At 65.4% G+C, this 24,979-nt stretch carries 21 protein-coding genes and 2 tRNA genes; 13 read left to right on the top strand and 10 right to left on the bottom strand.

The features are described 5' to 3' along the window. Nucleotides 1–45: 45 nt before the first annotated feature. Nucleotides 46–1,191, bottom strand: coding sequence for a type III PLP-dependent enzyme (locus CDV49_RS14400; RefSeq protein WP_088216128.1), 1,146 nt, complete (start codon nucleotides 1,189–1,191; stop codon nucleotides 46–48). A 230-nt stretch (nucleotides 1,192–1,421) separates the two neighbouring features. Between CDV49_RS14400 and CDV49_RS14395 the strand changes: the two genes are divergently transcribed. Further along, complete coding sequence (locus CDV49_RS14395; RefSeq protein WP_035706364.1) at nucleotides 1,422–1,871, top strand: Lrp/AsnC family transcriptional regulator; 450 nt, start codon at nucleotides 1,422–1,424, stop codon at nucleotides 1,869–1,871. Here the strand turns inward: CDV49_RS14395 and CDV49_RS14390 are convergent. Further along, on the bottom strand, nucleotides 1,868–2,749 hold the full coding sequence (locus tag CDV49_RS14390) for a M48 family metalloprotease (protein WP_179209230.1): 882 nt from the start codon (nucleotides 2,747–2,749) through the stop codon (nucleotides 1,868–1,870). The genes CDV49_RS14395 and CDV49_RS14390 overlap by 4 nt on opposite strands. 91 nt (nucleotides 2,750–2,840) lie before the next feature. Between CDV49_RS14390 and CDV49_RS14385 the strand changes: the two genes are divergently transcribed. Further along, nucleotides 2,841–5,786 carry a valine--tRNA ligase gene (locus CDV49_RS14385; protein WP_088216126.1) on the top strand — a complete coding sequence of 982 codons (2,946 nt, stop codon included), beginning with the start codon at nucleotides 2,841–2,843 and terminating at the stop codon, nucleotides 5,784–5,786. Nucleotides 5,787–5,938: 152 nt separating this feature from the next. Here the strand turns inward: CDV49_RS14385 and metF are convergent, their stop codons facing one another. Next, on the bottom strand, nucleotides 5,939–6,799 hold the full coding sequence (metF, locus tag CDV49_RS14380; protein ID WP_088216263.1) for a methylenetetrahydrofolate reductase [NAD(P)H]: 861 nt from the start codon (nucleotides 6,797–6,799) through the stop codon (nucleotides 5,939–5,941). A 184-nt stretch (nucleotides 6,800–6,983) separates the two neighbouring features. Here metF and CDV49_RS14375 point away from each other — a divergent pair, with 184 nt between their 5' ends. The 3 genes from CDV49_RS14375 (at nucleotide 6,984) to CDV49_RS14365 (ending at nucleotide 9,665) form a co-directional block, all read left to right on the top strand. Further along, the gene (locus CDV49_RS14375; protein WP_088216125.1) at nucleotides 6,984–7,922 is read left to right on the top strand and encodes a pirin family protein; all 939 of its coding nucleotides are present in this window, start codon (nucleotides 6,984–6,986) and stop codon (nucleotides 7,920–7,922) included. A gap of 131 nt (nucleotides 7,923–8,053) precedes the next feature. After that, nucleotides 8,054–8,130, top strand: a tRNA-Asp gene (locus CDV49_RS14370). Between the two features lie 116 nt (nucleotides 8,131–8,246). Continuing rightward, nucleotides 8,247–9,665, top strand: coding sequence for a M20 family metallopeptidase (locus CDV49_RS14365; RefSeq protein ID WP_088216124.1), 1,419 nt, complete (start codon nucleotides 8,247–8,249; stop codon nucleotides 9,663–9,665). On the opposite strand, the gene CDV49_RS14360 is transcribed toward CDV49_RS14365, so the two are convergent. From CDV49_RS14360 to CDV49_RS14340, 5 genes are all read right to left on the bottom strand, one after another. Then, nucleotides 9,640–10,197: an SspB family protein gene (locus CDV49_RS14360; RefSeq protein WP_088216123.1), complete on the bottom strand. Its 558-nt coding sequence runs from the start codon at nucleotides 10,195–10,197 to the stop codon at nucleotides 9,640–9,642. The two genes, CDV49_RS14365 and CDV49_RS14360, sit on opposite strands and share 26 nt — an antisense overlap. 103 nt (nucleotides 10,198–10,300) lie before the next feature. Continuing rightward, nucleotides 10,301–12,508 carry an aldehyde dehydrogenase family protein gene (locus CDV49_RS14355; RefSeq protein ID WP_088216122.1) on the bottom strand — a complete coding sequence of 736 codons (2,208 nt, stop codon included), beginning with the start codon at nucleotides 12,506–12,508 and terminating at the stop codon, nucleotides 10,301–10,303. A gap of 12 nt (nucleotides 12,509–12,520) precedes the next feature. Continuing rightward, on the bottom strand, nucleotides 12,521–13,531 hold the full coding sequence (deoC, locus tag CDV49_RS14350; protein WP_088216121.1) for a deoxyribose-phosphate aldolase: 1,011 nt from the start codon (nucleotides 13,529–13,531) through the stop codon (nucleotides 12,521–12,523). Between the two features lie 27 nt (nucleotides 13,532–13,558). After that, nucleotides 13,559–14,341 (bottom strand): HpcH/HpaI aldolase family protein, encoded by a 783-nt coding sequence (locus tag CDV49_RS14345; RefSeq protein ID WP_088216120.1) that lies wholly within the window; start codon nucleotides 14,339–14,341, stop codon nucleotides 13,559–13,561. Nucleotides 14,342–14,415: 74 nt separating this feature from the next. Beyond that, nucleotides 14,416–15,318, bottom strand: a complete 903-nt coding sequence (locus CDV49_RS14340; protein ID WP_088216119.1) for a LysR family transcriptional regulator — start codon at nucleotides 15,316–15,318, stop codon at nucleotides 14,416–14,418. A gap of 199 nt (nucleotides 15,319–15,517) precedes the next feature. Between CDV49_RS14340 and CDV49_RS14335 the strand changes: the two genes are divergently transcribed. The 8 genes from CDV49_RS14335 (at nucleotide 15,518) to CDV49_RS14300 (ending at nucleotide 23,739) form a co-directional block, all read left to right on the top strand. Further along, the gene (locus CDV49_RS14335; protein ID WP_088216118.1) at nucleotides 15,518–16,360 is read left to right on the top strand and encodes an ABC transporter ATP-binding protein; all 843 of its coding nucleotides are present in this window, start codon (nucleotides 15,518–15,520) and stop codon (nucleotides 16,358–16,360) included. After that, nucleotides 16,350–18,320, top strand: coding sequence for an AMP-dependent synthetase/ligase (locus CDV49_RS14330; protein WP_088216117.1), 1,971 nt, complete (start codon nucleotides 16,350–16,352; stop codon nucleotides 18,318–18,320). The genes CDV49_RS14335 and CDV49_RS14330 overlap by 11 nt, the downstream gene beginning before the upstream one ends. Next, entirely contained in the window at nucleotides 18,320–19,198 is an 879-nt protein-coding gene (locus tag CDV49_RS14325; protein WP_088216116.1) for a branched-chain amino acid ABC transporter permease, read from the top strand. The genes CDV49_RS14330 and CDV49_RS14325 overlap by 1 nt, the downstream gene beginning before the upstream one ends. A gap of 1 nt (nucleotide 19,199) precedes the next feature. Next, the gene (locus tag CDV49_RS14320; RefSeq protein WP_088216115.1) at nucleotides 19,200–20,273 is read left to right on the top strand and encodes a branched-chain amino acid ABC transporter permease; all 1,074 of its coding nucleotides are present in this window, start codon (nucleotides 19,200–19,202) and stop codon (nucleotides 20,271–20,273) included. Between the two features lie 41 nt (nucleotides 20,274–20,314). After that, nucleotides 20,315–21,559, top strand: a complete 1,245-nt coding sequence (locus CDV49_RS14315) for an ABC transporter substrate-binding protein (RefSeq protein WP_088216114.1) — start codon at nucleotides 20,315–20,317, stop codon at nucleotides 21,557–21,559. 3 nt (nucleotides 21,560–21,562) lie between these two features. Then, a complete protein-coding gene (locus CDV49_RS14310; RefSeq protein WP_088216113.1) occupies nucleotides 21,563–22,351 on the top strand; it encodes an ABC transporter ATP-binding protein in 789 nt (262 codons plus the stop codon). Nucleotides 22,352–22,362: 11 nt separating this feature from the next. Then, on the top strand, nucleotides 22,363–23,577 hold the full coding sequence (locus tag CDV49_RS14305; RefSeq protein WP_088216112.1) for a phenylacetate--CoA ligase family protein: 1,215 nt from the start codon (nucleotides 22,363–22,365) through the stop codon (nucleotides 23,575–23,577). Nucleotides 23,578–23,664: 87 nt separating this feature from the next. Next, nucleotides 23,665–23,739, top strand: a tRNA-Gly gene (locus tag CDV49_RS14300). Between the two features lie 676 nt (nucleotides 23,740–24,415). Here CDV49_RS14300 and CDV49_RS14295 read toward each other — a convergent pair. Further along, on the bottom strand, nucleotides 24,416–24,691 hold the full coding sequence (locus CDV49_RS14295; protein ID WP_088216111.1) for a hypothetical protein: 276 nt from the start codon (nucleotides 24,689–24,691) through the stop codon (nucleotides 24,416–24,418). A gap of 69 nt (nucleotides 24,692–24,760) precedes the next feature. Then, on the bottom strand, nucleotides 24,761–24,979 hold a 219-nt coding region (locus CDV49_RS20745), incomplete at its 5' end, for a hypothetical protein (RefSeq protein ID WP_218821984.1).

Here is a 24,979-nt window from a genome sequence, read left to right as displayed (position 1 = left end):
CCGCGGACGCGCCTCGGGCAGTTCTGTGTCGGCCTGTTAGCGGCGTCAGCCCTTCAGCTTGAGCACCGTCGCGACGCTGAGTTCGCCGAACCCGTTGAAGCGCGTATTGGTGGCGATCGAATAGGCGCCCATGCCGTGGAACAGCACGTAATCTTCCTCGCGCATGTCGCCGGGCAGGGCCACGACGCCCGGAAGACGGTCAACACTGTCGCAGGTCGGGCCGAAAACGATGCGTTCCACCGTCTCGCCGCCGCGTTTCACCCCATCGGGAGAGATGACCTCCGTCCGGTCGATGATGCCGATGAGCGGGAGTTCCGCGAAGGCGCCATAGACACCATCGTTCAGAAAAACGTGCTCATCGTCGCGCACCGCCTTCACCCGGCTGGCGAGCGAAAAGGCCCCGGCGCAGAGACCCCGCCCCGGCTCGCAGACCAGCGCCGGGCGATCCGCGCCAAAGGCTTCCGTCGCGACCGTGTCGATCAGCCGGAAGATTGCCTCCAGTTGCGGCTCGATCTCGTTCAGCCGGTGAGAGGGGAAGCCGCCGCCGACATTGAGCCGCGCGATCCTCACGCCCGCCATGGACGAGATCTCTGACGCCGCACGGATATATGCCTCCCATGCGGTGGGATCCGTGCATTGGGTGCCCGGATGGAAGGTCAGCGAGGGGATGAACCCCGCGCTGGCGACCATTGCCAGCAGGTCCGCCGCAAGCTCCACCGTCGCGCCGAATTTCGCACCGAAGTTGTAGGCCGCACCGGCGACGGGCAGCTTGAACCGCACGGAAATCTCGGTGCCCTGTGCGGGAACCAGCGCGATGAGCTTGGCCAGTTCGCTCCGCGAATCGACGGAGTAGGACGCCACGCCCAGTTCGACAGCCGTGAGGATTTCCGAACGCGCGCGCACCGGATTGTTGTAGTGCATGGCCGCGCTGGGCGCGAGCCGGCGGATCAGCCGCATCTCGGCGGGAGAGGCGACATCGAACCCCTGCACACCAGCGGCGGCAAGATTTTCGATGACGATCTCATCGGGATTCGATTTCACGGCATAGGTGACGAAGCCGGGGAAACCGTCGATGAACCGCCGCGCTGTCGCCTGCAGAACGGCGGGCGAGAAAAACATGACAGGCGCGTCGGGTTGCTGAATGCGGAGATATTCGGACGGAGTCGTCCAGATCGTTTTCGAGAGCCCCATCGGCGTGTTCCTTCTTCTGCCAACAGAGCGCAGCCTACCCCAGCCCTGGACGCACCAGTTCGGAGCCGCTTACGCGTCAAACCAAACCAGGCCAGGTGCGTATGAGCCGCCCTTTTCCTGAAAACGAGGATGTCGCATATGGAGCCAAACCGGGGCCTTGGGAAGTGTTGTTTTTGCCTGTGGCTTCGTTAAATTGACGAAAGACGCTGACAGATTCACGAGGTGAGATTCTGGACGATCTGGACAGGTCCATCGTTGCCCAACTGGCCGCGGATGCGCGCATTTCCCTCGCCACGCTGGCGCGGCGGCTGAAGGTGGCGCGCTCCACCCTGCAGTCGCGTCTGGAGCGTCTGGAAAGCTCCGGCGTCATCACCGGCTATACGGTCAAGCTGGGGGAGGCCGGACAGCGGGGGCGGTTGCGGGCGACCGTGTTGCTGACGATCGACCTTCGGCTTCAATCCGGAATCGTGAACCGGCTGAAGGCGATGCCGGAGGTGGAGACGATCCATTCCACCTCCGGGCGCGTCGATCTTCTGCTGACCCTGGCCGCCGCGACAACACAGTCGCTGGACACCGTGCTCGACGCCATCGGCGCGATTCCGGGCGTCAAGGCGTCGGAGAGCTTCATCCATCTGACGACAAAGCTCGACCGTGTGGTGGCAGGGGGCCTTCCGGCCTAATCCCGGCGCTTCAAGCCGCCCGTGCGGGCGACCTGCTCCACGGTCGCGATCACGGTGGAGAGGCGCTTCTCGTCCGGCGGATGGGTTCCCCAGAACGAAAGCTCCCCGTCCGTGGTCTTTGCCGCCTCGGGCCGGGCAAAGAAACGGGCGCCCTTCACCGGGTCATACCCGGCCCGTTCGGCGATCACCGTGCCGATCGCATCTGCCTCCAGTTCATAGGTCTGGCTGTAGGCCATGCCGCCCACCGCGCCCCCAAGCGCCATGTTCGCCTGCATCTGTTGCAGGTCGTCCGCCCGCGAGCGATAGGGGTTCGCGTTGCTGGCATTCACCTGTGCGGCTGCGGTCAACACGCCCATGATGACCGTTCCGGCAAGCATCTGCTGCCGCCTTTTCTCGATATGCTGGCCGATATGGTGCCCGAACTCATGGCCCAGCACAAAGGCGATCTCGTCTTCGTTCCGGGCGTCGCGGATCAGCGGCAGGGTGAATGTGACGGTCGGCTTGCCATCTTCGTAATGCTGGAAGGCGTTGCGCTGCCGCGCCGCCCCATCCACGACGAGTTGCACGTCGCAGTCGAAGCCCTTCCGCTCGACGGTTTCCTCACGACAGAACCGCTCTGCCACCGGCTTCACCCGCGCCAGCACCCGCTGATGCCGGGAGAGGGCAGCAGTGTCGCTCATGGCGGGGGCGGATGTCTGGTGGGACTGTTCTTCCGCGAACATGGCGCGGGCGGCGGTGACATGGCCCTCCCCGGGGCGGGCGACCTGATAGGTGGTTCCGCAGGCCGTGATGCCAAGGGCTGCCGCGAGCAGCAGGGCGTTGCGACCCGTCAGTGGGCCGAAGGACGGCAAAACGCCGGGCGTTGAAATGGCGAACAATGCGGTCTCCTGAAAAAAGCTGCAAACCGCGCCTTGGCGGCGGGGCAGTCCTTGGATAGACCTGCGGACGTTAAGAAAGTGGAACCCGACCATGGAAAAGACGTTCGACGCGCAATCCGCGGAAGCGCGGATCTACGAAACCTGGGAAAAGGCGGGTGCCTTCAAGGCGGGCGCGAATGCGTCGCGCGCGGAGACTTTCTGCGTGATGATCCCGCCGCCGAACGTCACCGGATCGCTCCATATGGGGCATGCGTTCAACAACACGCTTCAGGACATTCTGGTCCGCTGGCACCGGATGCGCGGCTTCGACACGCTGTGGCAACCGGGGCAGGACCATGCCGGGATCGCCACGCAGATGGTCGTCGAGCGGGAACTGGCCCGCAGCCAGCAGCCGGGTCGCCGGGAAATGGGACGCGAGGCCTTTCTGGAAAAGGTCTGGGAGTGGAAGGAACAGTCGGGCGGCACGATCATCAACCAGTTGAAGCGCCTTGGTGCCTCCTGCGATTGGTCGCGCAACGCCTTCACCATGGACCCGAACTTCCAGCAGGCGGTCATCAAGGTCTTTGTCGACATGTATGACAAGGGCTACATCTACCGCGGCAAGCGGCTGGTGAACTGGGATCCGCATTTCGAGACGGCGATCTCCGATCTGGAGGTGGAGAACGTCGAGGTGAAGGGCCACATGTGGCACTTCAAATACCCGCTGGAGAACGGCGAAACCTACGAATACGTGGAGAAGGACGCCGACGGCAATGTCACGCTTCGCGAGGTGCGGGACTATATCTCCATCGCCACCACGCGGCCCGAGACGATGCTGGGCGATGGGGCCGTGGCGGTTCATCCGTCGGATGAACGCTATGCGCCAATCGTCGGAAAACGTGTGCTTCTTCCGCTCGCGGACCGCTACATTCCGATCATCGCGGACGAGTATCCCGACCCGACCTTCGGTTCCGGCGCGGTGAAGATCACCGGCGCGCACGACTTCAACGACTACAAGGTCGCGGAGCGGCACGGCCTGCCGCTTTACGTGCTGCTCGACGGCAAGGGCCGGATGCGGGACGATGCTGCCGACGACAACATGGTGCCGGAGAAATACCGCGGCCTGGACCGGTTCGAGGCGCGCAAGCAGGTCATCGCCGATATCGAAGCGCTGGGACTTCTCGAGAAGATCGAGGACAAGATCATCACCCAGCCCTTCGGCGACCGCTCCAAGGTGGTGATCGAGCCGATGCTGACCGACCAGTGGTTCGTGGACACCACCCAGATCGTCGGCCCGGCGCTGGACGCGGTGCGCAACGGCGACACGCGCATCCTGCCGGAGCGGGACGAGAAGGTCTATTTCCACTGGCTGGAGAATATCGAGCCGTGGACCATCTCGCGCCAGCTCTGGTGGGGCCATCAGATCCCGGTGTGGTACGGGCTGGATCTCGGCGTGTCACAGGGCAGCGATCTCGGGGACGAGGATCGCGACGGGGAGATCGACGAGGTCGAGATCTTCGACCTGCTGATGAACGGCGGCATGCTGCATCGGGGTGAGGTCCATTACGCCGCCACCGATTTCGATGCCGTGCGGGAGCGGTTCCTCGACGAGATCGCCGATATTCCCGCGCCCTTCAGCCATTCGATGGTCGTGGAGGTGGCGGACAAGGCGGAGGCCATCGAGCGTCTGGCGGCGAGCCTCGCCGAATACAACATCAATCAGGACCCTACGAAACTCGTCTATCCGGTCTGGCGCGATGCGGATGTGCTGGACACGTGGTTCTCCTCCGGGCTCTGGCCGATCGGCACGCTGGGCTGGCCGGAGGATACGCCGGAACTGCGCAAGTATTTCCCGACGGATGTGCTGGTCACCGGCTTCGACATCATCTTCTTCTGGGTCGCCCGGATGATGATGATGCAGCTTGCGGTTGTTGGGAAGGTGCCGTTCCATACGGTCTATGTCCATGCGCTCGTCCGCGACGAAAAGGGCAAGAAGATGTCCAAGTCGCTGGGCAACGTGCTGGACCCGCTGGAACTCATCGACGAATACGGCGCGGATGCAGTGCGCTTCACGCTCACGGCCATGGCGGCGATGGGGCGCGACCTGAAGCTTTCCACCCAGCGGATCGCGGGCTATCGCAACTTCGGCACGAAGCTGTGGAACGCCACGCGCTTTGCCGAGATGAATGGCGTCTGGGAGAACCATGCCACCGGATCCGCGCCTCCAGCGACGGCGACAGCGAACCGCTGGATCCTCGGGGAGACGGGTCGCATCCGTGCGACAGTGGACGAGGCGCTGGCCGCCTACCGGTTCAACGATGCGGCGAATGCGCTTTATGCCTTTGTCTGGGGCAAGGTGTGCGACTGGTATGTGGAATTCGCCAAGCCCTTGCTGGCGGATGAGGCCACCGCGGCGGAAACCCGCGCGGTGATGGCCTGGGTGCTGGACCAATGCTTCATCCTGCTCCATCCGATGATGCCCTTCGTGACGGAAGAGCTGTGGGAGACGACGGGCAAACGGGCGAAGATGCTCGTCCATACCGACTGGCCGACCTATGGCGCGGAGCTCGGCGATGCCGAGGCCGACCGCGAGATGGGCTGGGTCATCGCGCTGATCGAGGAAATCCGCTCCGCCCGGGCGCAGATGCATGTGCCGGTGGCGCTGAAGCTGGCCATCGTCGTGACGTCCATCGACGCGGCTGGCCGCGCGGCCTGGGCGCGCAACGAGGCGTTGATCCGGCGGTTGGCGCGGATCGAGTCGCTGACGGAAGCGGAGACGGCACCTCGTGGCTCCGTCACCATCGCGGTGGAAGGGGCGACCTTCGCCCTGCCGCTCGATGGGGTGATCGACATCGCGGAGGAAAAGGCGCGGCTGGAGAAAACGCTCCAGAAGCTCGACAAGGACCTGTCGGGGCTGCGCGGGCGGCTTGCCAACCCGAAGTTCGCCGAAAGCGCGCCGGAGGATGTGGTCGAGGAAACCCGTGAGAAGCTGGAACTCGGCGAGGAGGAGGCCGCGAAACTCCATGCCGCGCTGACCCGGCTGGCGGAGATCGCCTGATCGGGGATCGGGGGGAAGGCACGGGCTCAGGCGGGCGCTGCCCGCCCTCGCCCCTGCCTCGCGGCCTCCCTTCGGGGAGCCGCGGGACTGCCGGTGATGTCTGGACTCAGCGAACGGCGGGGGGCAGCCATCTCTGCCGGCGCTGACCGGGTTCAGGCAGCGCTTTCGGCGGCGGGAAGGATGCCGAGATTGGCGCAGACCTGTTGCGTCAGTTGCGGACGGTTCAACGTGTAGAAGTGCAAGTCCTCAACCCCACCCGCGATGAGCGCCTCGCAGAGTTCGGTGCATTGCTCGACTGCGAAGGCGGCCTCCCGGCCCGCGTCCACCGCAGCGGTGAAGCGCGCATCGAGCGAGGCAGGCACGGATGCGCCGCAGCGGGCGGCAAAGCCGCGCACACCCTTCCAGCTGTTCACCGGCATGATGCCCGGTATGATCGGCACATCGACCCCCGCCGCGACAGCTGCATCCCGGAAACGGAAGTAGATGTCGGGCGAGAAGAAGAACTGGGTGATCGCCGATGAAGCGCCCGCGGCCACCTTGCGGCGGAGCCAGGCGACATCGGAGGGGGTGTCGGGCGACTCGGGATGAGGCTCCGGGTAAGCGCCGACATGGAGCCGGAAATCTCCCGTCGCGGCCAGCGCCTCCACCAGCTCCACCGAACTCGCGAACCCCTCCGGGTGTGGCGTGAAACCGGAGGCGCCCTTGGGCGGATCGCCCCTGAGCGCGACGATTTCCTTCACCCCGGCCTCGGCATAGGCGCGCGCGATCTCCAGCGTCTCCTCCCTTGTGGCATCCACGCAGGTCAGGTGTGCGGCGACGTTCAGCCCGTAGTTTCTGTGGATTGTCGTTACCGCCTCATGCGTGAGCTTCCGCGTCGTCCCGCCTGCACCGTAGGTCACGGAGACGAAGGCCGGGTTCAGCGGCGCGAGCGCCTGCACCGTCTCCCACAGGCGAAAGCTCGCCTCCAGCGACTGCGGGGGGAAGAACTCGAAAGAGATGCGAGGGGTCGTCATGGGCGTATCCGTCTTCTGGGCGGGTTCTTCTGCCATGTTCGCCGACCCGAGGCAAATCTTATGTCCCGAAGGCTGGGGAGGGCTTTCCTTTTCCTGCGCGCCCGCAGGCCCACCGCGTGCCACGGCTTGCCAATGGGATGGCATTCGGGAACTCTGTCCGCCAGAAAACAGCCAGGAGGCCAGGATGAGCTGGAACCCCGCCCTCGACCCCACATGCCCGATCGGTGACGAAGTCGATGCCATCGAGACGGTCATCATCCCCCGGGCACGCGACATCGGCGGGTTCGAGGTGCGTCGCGCGCTTCCCGCCGCCTCCCGCCGGATGGTCGGCCCTTTCGTGTTCTTCGACCAGATGGGGCCGGCCGAGTTCCTGACGGGGCAGGGGATAGATGTGCGCCCGCATCCCCATATCGGCCTTTCCACCGTCACCTATCTGCTGCGCGGGCGTCTCCACCACCGCGATTCCATCGGCACGGACCAGTGGATCGAGCCGGGCGCGGTGAACTTGATGAGCGCGGGCAACGGCGTGACCCATTCGGAGCGCACGGATGGCGAGGCGCGGGAGCGGCCGCTGTCGATGTTCGGCATTCAGACATGGCTGGCCCTGCCGGAAGCGAACGAGGATGATCCCGCCGCCTTCCAGCATATAGAGAAAGCCTCGCTCCCCCTGCTGGAGGGGGAGGGCAAGCAGGTCCGGCTGATCCTCGGCGACGCGTGGGGAGAGCGGGCGCCCGTGACCCTCCCCTCCGAGACCTTCTATGCGGATGCCGTGCTGGAACCGGGCGCCGCGGTTCCGCTGCCCGACAACCATGAGGATCGGGGTGTCTATGTTCTTACGGGAGAGGTGACCGTTGCAGGGCAATCCTTCGAGGCAGGCCGGATGATGGTCTTTCGCCCCGGGGACCGGATCAGCCTTGCCGCGGGGGCGAGGGGCGCGCGCATCCTGATCCTGGGCGGTGCCACGCTGAACGGTCCCCGCTTCATCTGGTGGAACTTCGTCGCCTCCTCGAAGGACCGGATCGACGCCGCGCGGGAGGCATGGCGGGCGGGTGACTGGCAGCATGGCCGCTTCCGCCTGCCACCCGGCGATAACCGCGAATTCGTGCCCGCGCCGGAGCGGTGAGGGCTCCTGACGGGACGTGGGCAAAAGTTTTTCCATGCGATCTATTTTTCCTTGCGCAATGCGCTTGACGCCACCCGCGGCGTTGCCTATTAGACCCCCACGCCCGACGGGATCGGGCGAAAAAGAGATGCGCGGTTGTAGCTCAGTTGGTTAGAGTACCGGCCTGTCACGCCGGGGGTCGCGGGTTCGAGCCCCGTCAACCGCGCCACTCTCTTCTCCCCTCTTCATCATAACGTGTTGAAAAGGCGGCACTTGCCGAAGGAAGAAGAGTGTTGCGTCCCGTTCGCCGTTTCCGCTTTATGAGCCAAACGACAGGGGCATGGAATGAAGAACAGCGCAGAGATCTGGGATCTGGTGGAGCAGCGGCGGGCGCCTTACGTAGCCTTGGCCGATCGGGTGTTTGACACGCCGGAGATCGCCTATACCGAACGCCGCTCCGTCGAAGCGCATCTGGCGCAGATGGAGGCAGAGGGCTTCCGCGTCACGCGTGATCTTGCAGGTATTCCGACGGCGGTGATGGGAGAAGCGGGCGCTGGTGGCCCGGTGATTGCGATTCTCGGTGAATATGACGCGCTTCCGGCACTGGGCCAGGAACCCGGCGTGGCAGAGCCGCAGCCCACGACGGAGTTTGACGGCGCCGGTCATGGATGCGGGCACAATCTTCTCGGTTCGGCGGCTCTTATGGCGGCGGCTGCGGTGAAGGACTGGCTGGAGCGGACGGGTACGCCGGGGCGCATCCGCTACTACGGCTGTCCGGCCGAGGAGGGTGGTGCTGCCAAGACATTCATGGTTCGCGCGGGCCTGTTCGATGACGTGGATGCGGCGATCTCCTGGCATCCCTCCGATTATAATGGCGTGTTCGAGGCCAACAGCCTGGCGAATACCCGGATCGATTTCACCTTCAACGGGCGCGCGTCCCACGCTGCTGCGGCGCCGGATCTGGGCCGGTCGGCGCTCGATGCGGTGGAGCTGATGAATGTCGGCGTGAACTACATGCGGGAGCACATGCCGGACGGGGCGCGGGTGCATTATGCGTATCTCGATGCCGGTGGGGTCGCGCCCAACGTGGTGCAGGCGAAGGCGACGGTGCGCCAGCTTATCCGTGCTCAGACCAACCGGGAGCTTCTGGATCTCGTGGCGCGCGTGCGCAAGATCGCGCAGGGTGCGGCGCTCATGACGGAGACAACCGTTTCCGAACAGGTGGTCAGCGCCGTCTCCAACCTGCTCGGCAACAGCGTGCTGGACAGGCTGATGCAGGCCCATATGGATCGGCTTGGTCCCGTGTCCTACGACGACGCGGACCGGGCTTTCGCGCAGGCGATCCGGTCCACGCTGACGCCCACGCATATTTCGGAGACCTTTCGCCGGTTACAGCGCCCGCTCGACGCCGATCTGCCGCTTTGCGACTTCGTCGCACCGCTCGGCGCGGCGCTGCCGGGGGGGCAAGGCTCCACGGATGTGGGCGATGTGTCCTGGGCCGTTCCGACGGTACAGGCCTGGGTCGCCACATGCGCGATCGGCACGCCATTCCATAGCTGGCAGCTGACGGCGCAGGGAAAGTCGCCCGCTGCCCACAAGGGAATGGAGCTGGCGGCGAAGATCATGGCGGCAACGGCGCAGGATCTCATTGCCGATCCCGCCGCTTTGGCCGCCGCGCAGGAGGAACATCGGCTGATGCTGAAGCGGGAACCCTATGTCTGCCCGCTGCCCCCGGAGGTCAACCCGCCGATCCCGGCGGGCTGATCGAGGCTTCCCCGGGTGATCCCTGCAAGGGGATCCCCGGTTCGGGGCTACTGCGGAATTTGTCGAGACTGACGACCTCTCCCGAACCGCCATTGGAGCTGCCGCCCGACCCATCCGGGTCGGTGTCGTCATCTCCCATGCCATGTTCTTCGAGATCATCCAGTTCCTCGTCATCGGCCACCTGGCTTTCAAAGCGCAGCCCGAACTCCACCGAAGGATCGACAAAGGTCAGAAGCGCGTCGAAGGGCACATAGAGCCGCTCCGGCTGATCCCCGAAGTTCAGGGTGATGCCGAACCCGTCCTCGTCCACCTCCAGATCTTCGTACCAGTGCTGGATGACGACGGTGATCTCCTCCGGGTAGCGCGCGCGGAGCCAGTCGGCCAGCTCCACCTCCGGATGGGTGGTGTCGAAGCTGATGAAGAAGTGATGCTCTCCGGGAAGACCTTCGTCCGCCACCTGCTGAAGCACCTGACGGATCAGGCCCCGCATCTGTTCGTGCATGAGGCGACCGTAGTCTATCGTGTCGTGCATCCGTTCTTTTCTCCCTTGCCCGACGGGGCGGCGGTGGAACCAGACAATAGGCGTTTTGGGCCGGAAGAAAAGGGTTCGCGGCAGAATTCAGCCCTAAGGCGGATCAGGGCCGGGTTGGAAGGCTGATGCACCTTTCACGCCGGGCCGCATGAAGGAGCCAGCCCCCCTCCATCTCCCTGCTGGACCAGTCGATGCGACCTCCATCCCGTGCGAGCACCGGTTTCAGCGAGAGAGACGCCATTTCCTCCGCAACCTTCGCCAGTTCCGACGTTCCGAAGCACCAGACCGCATCGACCGCGTCGTGCCCTGCGAGAGAGGGAAACAGCGCATCCCGGTTCCCGCTCACGACGCTGACCGTGCCCGGCGGCAGCCCGGCCGAAGACAGAAGCAGGGCCAGCCCGATGGCAGGTTGCGGATCGCGGGGGGAGGGCAGCATGACCACACGGTTGCCCCGGGCAAGGAGCGGCAGCAGGAGCGAAAGCGGCGCCATCAGCGGCGCATCTGCCGGGCAGGCAAGAGCGACGATGCCGAAAGGGTCCGGCTGGCTCAGTATCAGCCGTTCCGCTCCGATCAGGCTCTCGCCCGTGCTGAGGGGCAGGGCGGCGTTTCGGAAGCGGTCGATCGCTGGCCCCAGCGCCTCCCGAGCGGTGGTGCCCGCAATGCGCCCCGCCTCGCGGGAGAACCGCTCCGCGCCGAGGTGCAGGATGCGCGCACGCTCCGCCGGGGGGAGGCGGCTCCAAGCGGAGGCCTTCTGGGCGCTTTCGATGGCGGCCGCCACGTCTTTGGCAGAGCCGAGCGGTGCCACGCCGGCTTCCGCCGCATAGCCTTCGCCGCCTGCGGGTGGCCGGGCCACGCCTCCGATCACCAGCCGGGCGCCGCTGTTCACCGGGATCGCCTGCGGCGGAGCCGAGGCCCGCTCCGGGCGTCCGCGCGATGGCACCTCCGGCCGCGACCAGTCCGCAAGCGACCAACCGCCGAAGCCGCTGTCGGCCCGCGGTGGCGCGCTGGCTTCGACCGGTGCATTTACCGCGATGCTGCCCGAGCGGAGTTGGAGCGCGAGCTGCAGGGCTCTTCCACCGCTGCCGCTCCAGACGGATACGGGCGCGGCGAAACGGCTGTTGTTCGCAAGCGCCACCGCCTCCTCCACCGAGCGGAAAGTCGCGGTGATCGCGACCGGGCCGGGGATCGACGCGTCCCAGAGTGCGGAGGCGGGCGATACCGCCCGGATCAGCTCGGGCGCAACGCCGCCTTCTGCCGCGCGCCCGCGGACAATCTCCAGCCCCTCCGCCGAGGCGGTGGACAGGAGTTGCGCGAGCCGCGCTGTTGCCGCAGAGCGGAGCGCCCCTAGGTCGTTGCCGCGCGCCAGCGGGTTGCCGGTGCGGAGCCGCTCGAACCGTCGCAGCAGCAGTGTCTCGAACCGCGCCGCCATGTCCGCCGCGATCAGCACCCGCGCGCCATGCCTGCCGAAACCTGCAACGATCGCCTCGATCGCTGCATCGGGATCGGCATCGCCGAAGACGATGAACACCGGCGTTCCGCCGAGGCGAAGCGCCAGCGACTTGTGCAGACCCGCCGTCTCTCTGAGCAGCGAGCGCCCGGCCTCTTCACTGCCGAAAAGGACGATCCGCCCCGGGATTTCGCTTTGCGCCAGCGCGGTGCCCAGCGGAGCCCCGCCGCTCACGACGTTCAACAAACCGCGCGGGAGCCCGCCCTCCGCTGCAATGTCGGCAAGGGCGAGGGCGGTCAGGGGGGTCTTCGGCGCCGGTTTCAGCACGAGCGCATTTCCCGCCGCCAGTGCCGCCGCAAGGTCATGCGCTATGTCGCCAAGCCCCGTATCGGCCGAAAGGAGCATCAACCCCACACCCAGCGGGGCGTCGGACGGGGCCGTTGCAGCCGCGCGGAGCCGGCCGGGAAGCGCGGCGATCTCCTCCTGCACCCGCGTGATGGGGCGGCCGGTCTCCAGCACCGAAAGCAGGGTCAGCAGGGTGCGGTTCTCCTCCACCCTCCGCGCGAAGGACAAAAGATGGTCCGTCCGCTCCCAGGGGGCGAGTGCGGCCCAGCGTTTCCCCGCACGGCGCGCGACCCGCAGCGCCCGCAGACCTTCCTCGACCGTCGTCTCGGTTGCATGAGCGATCATCGCCCCGTCGAGCGCGGTGATGACCGGAAGGTCCGCGCCCGGCGGGGCGAACCTGCCATCGACAAAGGCGCCAAGCCGATTTCCGTGGCTTGAGAGCCAGCGGCGGGCAGGTGCCGGATCTTCCACCACAGGGCTGTAATCCAGATCCGTCATGAGATCGGTAAGGCCGGTCATCCTGCTTCCCCCTCAGGCGATGCCCTGACGCCAGTCGGCTGTGCCCCGACCCGTCACGTGTTGTTCAAGTTGACGCTCGATTCCCGCCAGGAGGGACGAGGCGCCGATGCGGAAAAGATGCGGCTCCAGCCAGGCGCGGCCCAGCTCCTCCCGCATCAGGATCTGCCAGTCGAGGGCGTCTTCCGCGCTTCTCAGGCCACCGGCCGGCTTGAAACCCACGGCATGGCCCGTCGCATCATGGTAATCGCGGATCGCGTGCATCATCACCAAGCTCACCGGCAACGTGGCGTTCACCGTCTCCTTGCCGGTCGATGTCTTGATGAAATCCGCCCCGGCCTGCATGGCCACCATGGAAGCCTGATAGACACGGGAGAGGTCGCCCAGTTCGCCGGTGGCAAGGATCGCCTTCAGATGCGCCGCGCCACATGCCTCCCGCATCGCCGCGATTTCGTCATGGAGCGCGCCCCAGGCGCCCTTCAGCGCCCATTCCCGCGTGATGACGATGTCTATCTCCGCAGCACCCTCCGCCACGGCATAGCGGATCTCCTCCAGGCGGAGGCGGAGCGGCATCAGCCCGGCCGGGAAGCCCGTCGCGACCGAGGCCACTGGAATGCCCGAACCCTGCAGGGAGCGGACGGCGTGGGGCACCATCGTCGGGTAAACGCAGACAGCGCCCGTGGTCAGCCCCTCGACCCCCAGCGCATCGCGGATCGCGGGGGGGAGCGGCCGCCGGGCCTTGTCGCAAAGCCGTGCAACGCGCTCCGCCGTATCGTCACCGGCGAGGGTGGTGAGGTCCATGCAGCGGATCGCATTCAACAGCCACGCCACCCTGTTCTCTCCGGAAAGCGCGCGATTTCTGGCGATACGCGGCGCATCCCGTTCCGCCGCCGTGGTGTCCACCGTCCGCTCCTCGAAAAGCCGCGGGTTGAGTGGGGTGCCGGGATTTCGGGGCGGCGCTGGCAGAAAGGCGGCGAGGCGGGCGGGCAGCCCTGTGCGGTGCCGTCCGATACGCTCCTGCTCCATCGCCGCTCCTTTCCCGTTCCGCTTTCGTCAGCGGGCGATCTTCTGCTTCAACCCGTCCACCGTGCTGGCAAAGGCATTGGCAAGGGTGAAGGTATCATGCCCGACGGAGACGACCTGATAGCCTTCGGCGATAAGCTCCGCCGCGCGTTCCGCCCGGCCGCCAAAGGCACAGGCGAGCTTGCCCCGCGCCCGCGTGCGCCGCGCGATCTCCCGCATCGCCTCTCGCACGGCCGTGCCCTCCGGTTCGATGGTCCCGTTGGAAAGCGCGATCGACAGGTCGGCCGGGCCGACAAGGATGCCGTCGATACCCGGCACAGACAGGATATCGTCCAGCACTGCGAGAGCTTCCCGCGTCTCGCACATGGCAATGGCGGCGGTCGAAGCGTTGGCTTTGCCGAAGTAATCGGCGGGGGTCATGCCGTGCGCCTGAAGCGCCCGCCCCGGACCCCAGCTTCTGCGCCCGAGCGGGGGATACTTGATCTCCGCGGCAAAGGCGGCGGCATCTTCCGCCGAGTTTATCATCGGAGCCACGATCCCCGCCGCGCCGAGATCAAGCGCGCGGGCCGCCATCGCCCAGTCCCGTACCGGAACCCGGACCAGGGCGGGGGTCTGTGCGAGCGTCGCCTCGGTGATGCTGTCCCGCATGCTGGCGATATCGTGCTGACCGTGCTGAAGGTCTATCAGAACCGCGTCGTAACCCGAACGCGCCATCAGCCCCACCACGGCAGGAGCGGCGATCTCCGACCAGCCCAGAAGGACTGTCCCCCGTTCTTCGGCAATGAGTGAGAGGGAGGGGAGCGTCTGTGTCATGGCTTGTGCCTTCGTTGCTTCGCCTAAGGCGTAGCGCGGGCCTTGTCGTGGGTTCAAGCGGAAGTTCTGCCCGCTCATGCTCCATCCTGTTCGGCCATCACCTCCGACATCGTGTCGATCAGCGCACGTCCCAGCGGGCCGGGGCGGCGTTCGACCGGCCAGGCGGCGACGATGGTGCGGGCCGGATGGAACTGCGCATCCGCACAGGTCAGCCGCCGGATGCGCCCCGACCGGACCTCGTCCTCGAAGGTGCCGGAGGCCGCGAAACACCAGCCGAGACCCAAAAGGACGATCTGCCGGATCTGCTCGACATCATTCACCGTCCAGACATCGGTGGAGAAGACCCGGCCCACCCGTTCCATGTCGATCTCCGGCGCGCCGACATAATAGATCTGGCGCTCCCGGTCGAAGGCGCGGGCGGCGAGCGGCAGGGGAAGCGCCGCGAGCGGGTGCGTCATCGCGCAGACGGGCGACAACGTCTCTATCGCGAAGGAGCGAGCTTCCATGTCCAGCGGAATGGCTGCGGCGAGAGAGAAGGCCATGTCGAAGCGCCCCCCGCGGAGATCGTCCCACAATGTCGCGAGCGATGAGTTGAAGAACTGAAAGGTGGCCCGGGGATGCAGATCCGCGAACCGGCCCAAAGCCTGCGTCAGCCGGGCGCGTGGGAAAAGCACATCCACCGCCACCCTTATGCGCGTCTCCAGCCCCTGCTCCAGAGAGGCGGCGTGCGAAGTGAAACGCCGCGCCCGCTCCACCACCGATTTCGCCTCGGCAAAGAGCGCGCGGCCCTGTTCCGTCAGCGTGGCGGGGCGCTGGGCGCGCTCGATGAGGGGAAAACCGCACTGTGTCTCCAGTTGGGCGAGCGAGTAGTTGATGGAGGAAACCGGCCGCCGCAAGGCGCGCCCGGCGGCCGATTGGCTGCCCGTTTCTATCACGGCGATGAAAGCGGTCAGGTGATCGACCAGATTGGGATGCACTTTCCGATATCCTGAAAGATATTTACGATTATTTTCATATTACCAGAAATCAGAATCATGCTAACCTCCAAATTGCCGGAAAATGCCTAAGGCATGCCGGACCTGTTTTGGGAGGAACGGGAATGCGGGAGGATCGTCGGGCCGCGCTTCACGCGCAGTCGCCGCTGCGTCATTTCACATTGCTCAACGGGCCGCGCGCGTGACGGGGGCTTCACCTGCCGTCGCACCGGCGGAAGCGGTAACACCGGCGGAAGCGGTCGCACCGGCGGAAGCTGTGCTGGTCTGCGACAACGTGAGCCGCCGTTTCGGTGGGGTGAAGGCGCTGACGGATGTCTCGGTCGCGGTGCGGCAGGGTGAAATCTTCGGGTTGGTCGGTCCGAATGGCTCGGGCAAGACGACCCTCGTCAATGCGATCACCGGGTTCTATCCGCCGCAGGAAGGCACGATCACGCTTGAGGGCAGGCAGATTAACGGCCTGAAACCCTATCGTATCGCCGGTATGGGGGTGGCGCGGACCTTTCAGAACGTCGCGCTGTTTCACGGGATGAGCGTGCTCGACAACATCCTGATGGGCCGGCACATCTACATGAAGCCCAATCCGCTGGCCTCGTTCTTCTACCCGTGGTGGGCGCGTAAGGAAGAGGTCGCGCATCGCCGCAAGGTGGAGGAGGTCATCGATCTTCTGCAACTCGAAAGCGCGCGGGACGAGCATGTGGATGTCATCCCGCTCGGCCTTCAGAAGCGGGTGGAACTGGCACGCGCCCTTTGTGCGGAGCCGCGGCTTCTGGTCCTGGACGAGCCCATGGCGGGCATGAACCAGGAGGAGAAGGAATACATGGTCCGCTTCATCCTCGATGCTCAGGAGGCGCTGGGCCTGACGGTTCTCATCATCGAGCACCACATGGACGTGATCACCGCGATCTGCGACCGGGTGCTCGTCCTGTCCAACGGCACCGAGATCGCCCAGGGTCCGGCACGCGAGGCGATCGCCGATCCGAAAGTGGTCGAAGCCTATATCGGAAAGGCACGCCATGCAGCTTGAGCCGGTCCGCGCCGCGCCCTTGTCCGCGCCCGAGGCACTGCATCCCGACTGGGTCGCCGATGATCACCTGATGAGCCTGCTGGCCCGGAATGCGCGCGACCACGGCTCCGATGTGGCCCTGCGGGAGCGCAACCACGGCATCTGGCAGGAGTACACCTGGAAGGATTACCACGACGCCGTGCTTGCCTTTGCCGCCGGGCTGGAGGCACAGGGCGTCGGGCAGGGTGACATCGTTCTGGTGATCGGGGACAACCGGCCGAACCTGTATTTCGGCATGCTGGGGGCCGTGGCGCTCCGCGCGATCCCGTCGCCTGCCTATGCGGATGCCCCGGCGGAGGAACTGGCGCAGCAGATGAAGCGCGAAGGCGTTCATGTCGCCATCGCAGAGGATCAGGAGCAGGTGGACAAGCTGCTCGCCGCCCGCGAAACCCATCCCGGTCTCCGTCTCATCATCTATGATGATCCGCGCGGGCTGAAGGGGAAGGAGGCGCCGGGCGTCGTCGCCTTCAGCGAGATTTCCGAACGGGGCAGGGCGCGGCTGGCGGCGGAGCCGGGGCTGACGGAAGATCTGCTCTTGCGGCCCTCCGTGCATGATGTGGCGATCCTGCTGCATTCCTCCGGCACCACAGGCGCGCCGAAGGGTATTCCCCTGAAGCATGGGCATGTGCTGGCCGGTGTGCGGAACGCTGCGGCGGCGGGATACTTCCAGCAGGGAGAGGTCCATATGGCCTATCTCCCGATGGCCTGGGTCGGGGACTTCATCTTTTCCGTGGGCGCGGCCATGGCGCTCCGCTTCACCGTCCACGTGCCCGAGGGGCAGGAAACCGCGCTGCATGACCTGCGGGAGATCGCTCCCACGCTCTATTTCGCCGCGCCGCGTGCCTGGTCGGCCATGCTGACGCGCATTCAGGTCGGCGTGGCGGAGACGGCGGGCGTGAAGCGGCGGCTCTATGAGGCCTTCATGCCCTTCGCGGTGGAACTGGAGCGCAAGCGCCTTTCCGGCCATGTGCCGACGGCAACGGAACGGCTGCGCCGCGCGATGGGAGAGGTGTTGATCTACGGCCCGATCCGCGATCACCTTGGCCTCAGCCGGGTGAAGCGGGCCTATACCGCGGGCGAGGCGATCGGGGAGGACGTGTTTCTCTACTTCCGCGCGCTCGGCCTGAACCTGCGGCAATTCTACGGCCAGACGGAGAACTGCGCGCTGGCGGTCGCCCAGAAGCCGGAGGACATCTCGCTGACCACCGTGGGGCGCCCCTTTCCCGGCGTGGAGATGCGGATCGCGGAGGATGGGGAGATCCTGCTGCGGGGCGACAACATCTTCGACGGCTACTTCCAGAATGACAAATCCACCGCGGAGACGCTCCGCGACGGCTGGCTGCACACCGGTGACGCCGGGCAGGTGGAGGGGGATGGCCAGCTTGTCGTGCTTGGCCGCGTATCGGAGGTCATGCACACCGCCGGCGGCACGCGTTACATCCCCACCTATATCGAGAACCGGCTGAAATTCTCACCCTTCATCAAGGATGCCTGCGTGATCGGCGCAGGGCGGGACTTCCTCTCGGCGATCATCTGCATCGACTTCGCTGCGGTGGGGCAATGGGCGCAGGAAAACCGCGTGGCCTATACGTCCTATGCCGAACTGTCCCAGCGGCCGGAGGTCTATGGGCTGATCGGGGACGTCGTGGCGCAGGTCAATGCCGTCATGCCGGCGAACCTTAACGTCAGCCGGTTCGTCAATCTCCACAAGGAATTCGACCCGGACGACGGGGAGGTCACGCGCACCCGCAAGCTGCGCCGCAACCTGATCGACGACCGTTATGCCACGATCATCGACGCGATCTATGCCGGGCAGGACAGCGTCGATTACCGCGCGCAGATCACCTATGAGAACGGGCAGACCGGGGTGATCGAGCGCCGCCTGTCCATCCGCGACGTCAAGGGCGGGGAGGGGCGCTGATGGCCTATTTCGTTGAACTGGTGATCAATGGCGCGCTCACCGGGCTGATGTACAGCCTCGTCGCCCTCGGCTTCGTGCTGATCTACAAATCCGCGGGCGTGCCGAACCTGGCGCAGGGGGCTTTGGTGATGACGGCGGGTTACGCGGTCTGGCTCCTGCTCTCCTTGGGCCTGCCGATGTGGGTGGCGGTGATCGGCGCGGCGCTGGCCATGTTCGCGCTGGGTCTGGTGGTGGAGCGGCTGCTGCTGCGCCGGATGGTCGGTCAGCCGATCATCATGATCGTGATGCTGACCCTCGGACTGGACATCCTGCTGCGCGGGCTGGTGCCCGGCATTCTCGGCACCACGCCGAAGCCGCTCGACCTCGGCATCGGGTTTGCTCCGGTGATCGTGGGGGACGTGTTCATCAACCGCACCTATCTGATCGGCGGGGCCATCGGCGTGGTCATGGTCATCGCCGCGCTGCTGTTCTTCCGCACCCGGCTCGGCACCAAGCTCCGCGCCGTCTCGGATGACCATATCTCCTCCTGGGCGGTCGGCATCTCGGTGGAACGCGCCATCGGCATCTCCTGGGGTCTGGCGGGGGTGACGGCGGTCGTCGCGGGAACGCTCTGGGGGTCTGCGCAGGGGGTGGACTGGACACTCTCCACCCTGTTGTTTCCCGCAGTGGCGGTGGTCATCTTGGGGGGGCTCGACTCCATCATCGGGGTGCTGGTGGGCGGCATCCTCGTCGGAGTGCTGGGGGCCGTGATCCCCGGCTATCTCGACAGCGTCGTCGGCGGGGGTACGCGGGATGTCGTGACCTCGCTCATCATTCTTCTGACCATCATGATCCGCCCCTACGGCATCTTCGGGCGCGAGGACATCGAGAGGATCTGACATGTATTACCGTCTCTCCGGCGTCCATCACAACCGCTACGAAAGCGCCCGCGCGCTCTGGCCGGTGCCTGCCGACAGGACCATCGTCATCCTGCTGCTGCTGCTGGCGCTGGCCGCGCCGCTGTATCTGTCCGACCTCTACCTCGGCTCCTACGTTCTGCCGTGGGTGATCTGGAGCGCGGCGGCGCTGTCGCTCACGCTGCTTATGGGGCTGGCGGGGCAGCTGCACTTCGGCTTCGCGGCGGTGATGGCGATCGGGGCCTATGCGGCGATCCACATGGTTCGCGCCGGGGTTCCGTTCGAGATTGCCCTGCTTGCCGCCGGGATTGTCGCCGCCGTGATCGGCACGGTGTTCGGGGCGGCGGCGCTCCGGGTGAAGGGGCTTTACCTCGTCATGGCGACGCTCGCGATGCAGTATCTGGTGGACTGGGTGATCGTGAACGTTCCCGCGATTTCCGGCGGCGCCCATGCCACGCTCCGCACGCCGGAGGTCCGCTTCCTGTTCATGCCGATCGAGAGCCTCGCCTCCCGCTACTGGCTTGCACTGGGCTGGGTGGTCCTGATGACGCTGTTCTTCCTGAACGTGAAACGGACGAGCTTCGGGCGCGCCCTTGTGGCGATCCGCGACAAGGATTTCGCGGCGGCTGTCATCGGGGTTGATCCCTTCCGCTACAAGCTGATGGCTTTTTTCACCTCCTCCTTCATGGGGGGAGTGACCGGGGCGATCCTGGCTTTCTGCTACTACCGCGCGGTGACACCGGAACAGTTCGGCTTCAACGTTTCCATCCAGCTCGTCGCCATGGTGCTTGTCGGAGGGCTCGGCTCCGTCATCGGGTCCTATCTGGGCGCGGGTTTCGTGCTGCTTGCGCCCATCGTGCTGACGAATGCGATCGCCGCTCTGGCAGGGGCGGGGTGGGTTCCGGTCAGCCAGAACTTCATCTCGCATCTGCCGCTCATGATCTATGGCGCCATGATCATCGGATTTCTGCTGTTCGAGCCGCTGGGGCTGGCAAAAATCTACGACAACATCCGCAAGTATTTCCTGGTCTGGCCATTCCGCCACGCCAGAAGCTGACGAGTTGACCGGAAGGAGGAGCCGGGAAAATGGGAGGAAACATGGGACTGAAATGGATGCGTGGCGGCGCGATGACCGCGGTGGTTCTGGCGGGACTGGCCCTTGGCGGCCCCGCGCGCGCCGATGACGTGAAGATCGGCCTGCTGCAGGATTTCACGGCCGTCTATACCTTCGTCACCGGGCAGTACAACCAGGGTCAGCGGGACTACCTGACGCTGGTGAACGCGGAAGGCGGCATCGACGGGACCAAGTTCGAGGCCATCGTGCGCGATCACGGCAACCAGCCGCAGCGTGGCATTGAAGCCTACAACCGCGCCCGCGATGAGGGTGCGATCCTGTTCGACTTCCTGTCGACGCCCGTTTCCGCGGCGATGATCGACAGCGTGAACAAGGACAAGGTAGTGCTCATCACGCCGGTTCACGGGCGCGGTGATGCTTCGGACGGGGAGGTCTTTCCCTATGTCTTTCCGATGATGGCGACCTATTGGTCGCAGGCAGCAAACCTTGTCGAATACATGAAGTCGCACGGCGGTCTGGAAGGCAAGAAGATCGCCATCGTGCATATCGACAGCCCCTTCGGCCGCGAGCCGCTGCCGATCCTGAACGATCTGGCCGAAAAGGAGAAGTTCGAGGTCAAGGCATTCCCGTATGCCAGCCCCGGCAACGAACAGTCCGCCGCATGGTCGGAGGTCCGGCGTTACCGCCCGGATTACGTGATGATCTGGGGTGCGGGCGGCGGGCAGGCGGTCTCCGTCCGCACGGCGATCCAGAATGGCATCGATCCGAACAGCATCTATTCCGTTATCTGGCTGGCGGAGACGGATGCCGCGAACGTGGGCGCGGCCCAGATGAAGGGCGTCAAGCGCTTCGAGGCGACGGCTTCCGGCATGGACAGCCCCATCCTCGAGCGCATCCAGTCCAAGGTGATCGACGCCGGTCACGGGGCGGGCGACAAGGCCAATGTCGGCACCAGCTATTACAACCTCGGGGTGGCCACGATGGCTGTCGCGGTGGAGGGGGCGCGGCTCGCGCTGGCCGACGGCGGTGGTCCGCTGACGGGTGAGAAGCTGAAGGCCGGGTTCGAGAAGATCGTCGATTTCGATGCCGAAGGGCTGATGCCGCCGATCACCATCACGGCGACGGATCATCAAGGCGGCGGTGCCGGACGGGTGTCCGAATGGGACGGCTCCGCCTGGGTGCCGGTTTCCGACTGGCACGCGGCCTATCAGGATGTCGTGCGGGCGGAGATCGAGAGTTCGGCTGCGAAATACAAGGCGGGGAACTGACCCATGCCGGGGCTCGTCCTCGAGAATGTCGAGGTGATCTATGACAAGGTGTTCCTCGCCATCAAGGGCGTGTCCCTGGAAGTCGGGGAGGGCGAGGTTGTCGCCCTTCTCGGCTCCAACGGCGCGGGAAAATCGACCACGCTGAAGGCGATCTCCGGCCTGCTCGGGCCGGAGCGCGGGCTTGTCACACGCGGCACGATCCGCTTCGGGGAACATGACCTGCTGAAGATGGGACCGCCCGAACGGGTGGCCGACGGTTTGGTGCATGTGCTGGAAGGACGGCGGATATTCGGCCATCTCACACCGGACGAGAACCTGATTGCTGCCTATCGCGGCGGCAATTCCGCCCGCTACAACGAGCTTCGCGAACAGGTTTACGACTACTTCCCCCGCCTGAAGGAGCGTATCCGCTCCAAGGCCGGATATCTCTCGGGCGGGGAGCAGCAGATGCTCGCCATCGGACGCGCGCTTATGACGGAGCCGAAGCTCGTCATGCTGGACGAGCCCTCGCTCGGCCTGTCACCGATTCTGGTGCAGGAGATCTTCGCGATCATCCGCAAGATCAATGAGGAGCAGGGTCTATCCGTGCTGCTGGTGGAACAGAACGCGGCCGCGACGCTGGATGTAGTGAGCCGGGCCTATCTCATAGAGAACGGTCAGGTGGTGATGTCGGGTGCGGCGGAGGTTCTGAAAAGCAACCCGGACGTACAGGACTTCTACCTCGGGGGCGGCGGCAAGGTCGATTATCGCAATGTGAAGCACTACCGCCGGCGCAAACGCTGGCTGGCTTGAAGGAGAACGCCATGGGCGAACCCTACGACCAGGCGGAAACCCTGGATCCTCCCGCACGTGACAAGGTTCTGTTCACACGGCTGAATGCGGCGCTATCCCGCGCGCGCGGTGAGCAGCCCTATTGGGCGGATCGCCTCAAGGATAGCCCTGAGCGGGTGGAGGACTGGAACGGATTGTCGGCGCTGCCGGTGCTTCGGAAGTCCGACCTTTCCGCCCTGCAAAAGGCCGCCCCTCCCTTCGGCGGCCTCACCGCGACCGAGCGGGGGCAGCTTCGGCGGCTTTTCATCTCCCCCGGCCCGATCTTCGACCCGGAGGGCAAGGGGCCGGACTGGTGGGGCGCGGCGCGGGCGCTGCACGCGGCGGGGCTCCGGCAGGGGGACGTCGTGCTCAACACCTTCTCCTACCACCTGACGCCCGCGGCCTTCATGTTCGAAAGCGGCGCGGAGGCGATCGGCTGCGCGGTGATCCCGACAGGCCCCGGCAATACCGCGGATCAACTCATCGCCATCGAGCAATTCCAGCCGAGCGCCTATGTGGGCACGCCGGATTTCCTGAAGATCATTCTGGACAAGGGGGCGGAGCAGGGCGCGGATACCAGCTCGCTTCGGATGGCGCTCGTCTCCGGCGCGGCGCTTCCCGAGTCGCTTCGGCTGGAGCTTGCCGGGCGGGGCGTGCAGGTTCGTCAGTGTTACGGCACCGCGGATCTGGGCATCGTCGCCTATGAGGGCGATGGCCCCGGCATGGTGGTAAACGAAGGTGTGCTGCTGGAAATCGTGCGCCCCGGCACGGGGGAGCCCCTGCCAGACGGAGAGGTGGGCGAAGTCGTGGTCACCCGGCTTTCGGCCGATTACCCGCTCTTCCGCTTTGCCACGGGTGATTTGTCCGCGATCCTGAACGGCCCATCGGAGGATGGCAGGACCAACCGGAGGATCCGCGGCTGGCTGGGCCGCGCGGATCAGGCGACAAAGGTGAAGGGCATGTTCGTCCGGCCCGAGCAGGTAGCCGCCGTTGCCCGTTCCGTGGCGGGAACCGGCAAGGTGCGGCTCGTGGTCAAACGCGAAGGCGAACAGGACCGGATGGAGCTCTGGGCTGAACATGCCGCCGCCGCTGCCGCCGACCGACTGGGTGAGAAGCTCGCCGAAGTTACCAAGCTGAAGGGCGTGGTGCGCATCGTGCCGCCAGGAACGCTGCCGAACGACGGCAAGGTCATCGCGGACGAGCGATAGGTAACCCGAAGATCGCGGTGAGAGCCGGGGCGAAGGCAGCCATCGCCCCTTGCGCAGCGAGGGCAGGGGATGTTACACGATCCGCGCGCGGGTGTAGTTCAGAGGTAGAACGTCAGCTTCCCAAGCTGAATGTCGTGGGTTCGATTCCCATCGCCCGCTCCATTTCCTCAGAAATGTGCAGCAATATAGCGTGTTGTGTCTCGCCGAAAATCCGGGTCGGACCTCCATCGCCGCTACTGCAACCGGGCGACTCGCCGTCGATCCACGCCCTTTTCATGAAGTTCGGAAAGTTCGGCCTGAGTTGAGTATGGCCGCGCACGGTGATGAGCTATAGCCGGGGGCAGGTAGCCCGGTCGCTTTCCCATACCGGGGAAGGGGCGATTTTCCAGACCGCCTTATGACATCAGCGGCGAAATATGCGGCCAAGCGGAGCCCGTCGAAAATTCTGAACCCCTGTGGTGGTAATTTTCCCCGTCACGGCCGCCGCGCGTGCGGGTCTGTAGAACGGAGGCGGCATCGGGTGTCACCTCGGCAGACCATCGGCTTCTACCACCGGCGATCCTCGGCGCGAGTCCCCGCGGATGAATCGTCGCGTTTGTGGCTCGGTCATCATGGCTTGACGAGGGGTTACCGGATCCCCTCTCGCGGACTTCTCGGGGACACGCCCGATGCGAGGTCGGTTAACGATTGCTCCAGCGGCGAATGAAGGGCCTGTCTATCGCTGGCGGAACAGCATCGCAGGATTGCCCACGCCCAGCAGGTAGCCCGTCGCGACGTGCTCTCGGCAGGATACTGGCGCCGACTTCAGGATTTTCCATCTGCCACGACCGTCACTGGGCTATTTCGCCCGCCGGATCTTCATTGCGGTGGCAAAGGGATCCGCGGCAAGATCATCGGGATGCAGCTCTGCCACAGGGATCGGCGGCAGCCCGATCGAGATCCGGAGATGCTGGGGCCAGCTGTCTGCCAGATACGGACGCTGCGCCACGATCCGGATATGCGCCTCCGTTAGCGGGACACCCGGCGCGAGGCAGATATCGTCGCTGTGACTGTCATACTCAATTTTGCCCGTCTCCAACTCTCTCAGCAGGCGCTCATGGTCTTCGTGGGTCATCGGATCATCCTCAATCAATATAACGAAGATCATCGCGCCGCGGGGAAAGCAGGGTGGAGGACAACGCAATCAAATTTTCTTGGGCCCGAGCGTGTATGGAAGCATAAAACCCACTGAAAGTACGAGAAATTTTCCATTGTTATAACTATTTAAGGATAGCTTTCGGGAAGAGGCGGTTCTCCTCACCGTTCGCTTCCGGTCTTCGCGGAGCATGGCCATGATGCCGCGGCGACTTCCGACAGTGATCTGGTTGACCCGCACGTTCTCAAGGGCACCTCGAAAAATTGC

The sequence above is a fragment of the Haematobacter genomosp. 1 genome (assembly GCF_002196855.1).
Lineage (GTDB): Bacteria > Pseudomonadota > Alphaproteobacteria > Rhodobacterales > Rhodobacteraceae > Haematobacter.
The sequence above is the reverse complement of the archived record's forward strand: the minus strand, read 5'-3'. Positions and strand labels throughout refer to the sequence as shown.

Bases quoted from the DNA above. Each gene is read 5' to 3' on its own strand.
- CDV49_RS14310 (WP_088216113.1), top strand. From the start codon at position 21,563: ATGCCGGGGCTCGTCCTCGAGAATGTCGAGGTGATCTATGACAAGGTG.
- CDV49_RS14360 (WP_088216123.1), bottom strand. From the start codon at position 10,197: ATGCACGACACGATAGACTACGGTCGCCTCATGCACGAACAGATGCGG.
- CDV49_RS14330 (WP_088216117.1), top strand. From the start codon at position 16,350: ATGCAGCTTGAGCCGGTCCGCGCCGCGCCCTTGTCCGCGCCCGAGGCA.
- CDV49_RS14375 (WP_088216125.1), top strand. From the start codon at position 6,984: ATGAGCTGGAACCCCGCCCTCGACCCCACATGCCCGATCGGTGACGAA.
- deoC (WP_088216121.1), bottom strand. From the start codon at position 13,531: ATGGAGCAGGAGCGTATCGGACGGCACCGCACAGGGCTGCCCGCCCGC.
- CDV49_RS14365 (WP_088216124.1), top strand. From the start codon at position 8,247: ATGAAGAACAGCGCAGAGATCTGGGATCTGGTGGAGCAGCGGCGGGCG.
- CDV49_RS14315 (WP_088216114.1), top strand. From the start codon at position 20,315: ATGGGACTGAAATGGATGCGTGGCGGCGCGATGACCGCGGTGGTTCTG.
- CDV49_RS14320 (WP_088216115.1), top strand. From the start codon at position 19,200: ATGTATTACCGTCTCTCCGGCGTCCATCACAACCGCTACGAAAGCGCC.
- CDV49_RS14345 (WP_088216120.1), bottom strand. From the start codon at position 14,341: ATGACACAGACGCTCCCCTCCCTCTCACTCATTGCCGAAGAACGGGGG.
- CDV49_RS14325 (WP_088216116.1), top strand. From the start codon at position 18,320: ATGGCCTATTTCGTTGAACTGGTGATCAATGGCGCGCTCACCGGGCTG.
- CDV49_RS14355 (WP_088216122.1), bottom strand. From the start codon at position 12,508: ATGACCGGCCTTACCGATCTCATGACGGATCTGGATTACAGCCCTGTG.
- CDV49_RS14305 (WP_088216112.1), top strand. From the start codon at position 22,363: ATGGGCGAACCCTACGACCAGGCGGAAACCCTGGATCCTCCCGCACGT.
- CDV49_RS14400 (WP_088216128.1), bottom strand. From the start codon at position 1,191: ATGGGGCTCTCGAAAACGATCTGGACGACTCCGTCCGAATATCTCCGC.
- CDV49_RS14385 (WP_088216126.1), top strand. From the start codon at position 2,841: ATGGAAAAGACGTTCGACGCGCAATCCGCGGAAGCGCGGATCTACGAA.
- CDV49_RS14295 (WP_088216111.1), bottom strand. From the start codon at position 24,691: ATGACCCACGAAGACCATGAGCGCCTGCTGAGAGAGTTGGAGACGGGC.
- metF (WP_088216263.1), bottom strand. From the start codon at position 6,799: ATGACGACCCCTCGCATCTCTTTCGAGTTCTTCCCCCCGCAGTCGCTG.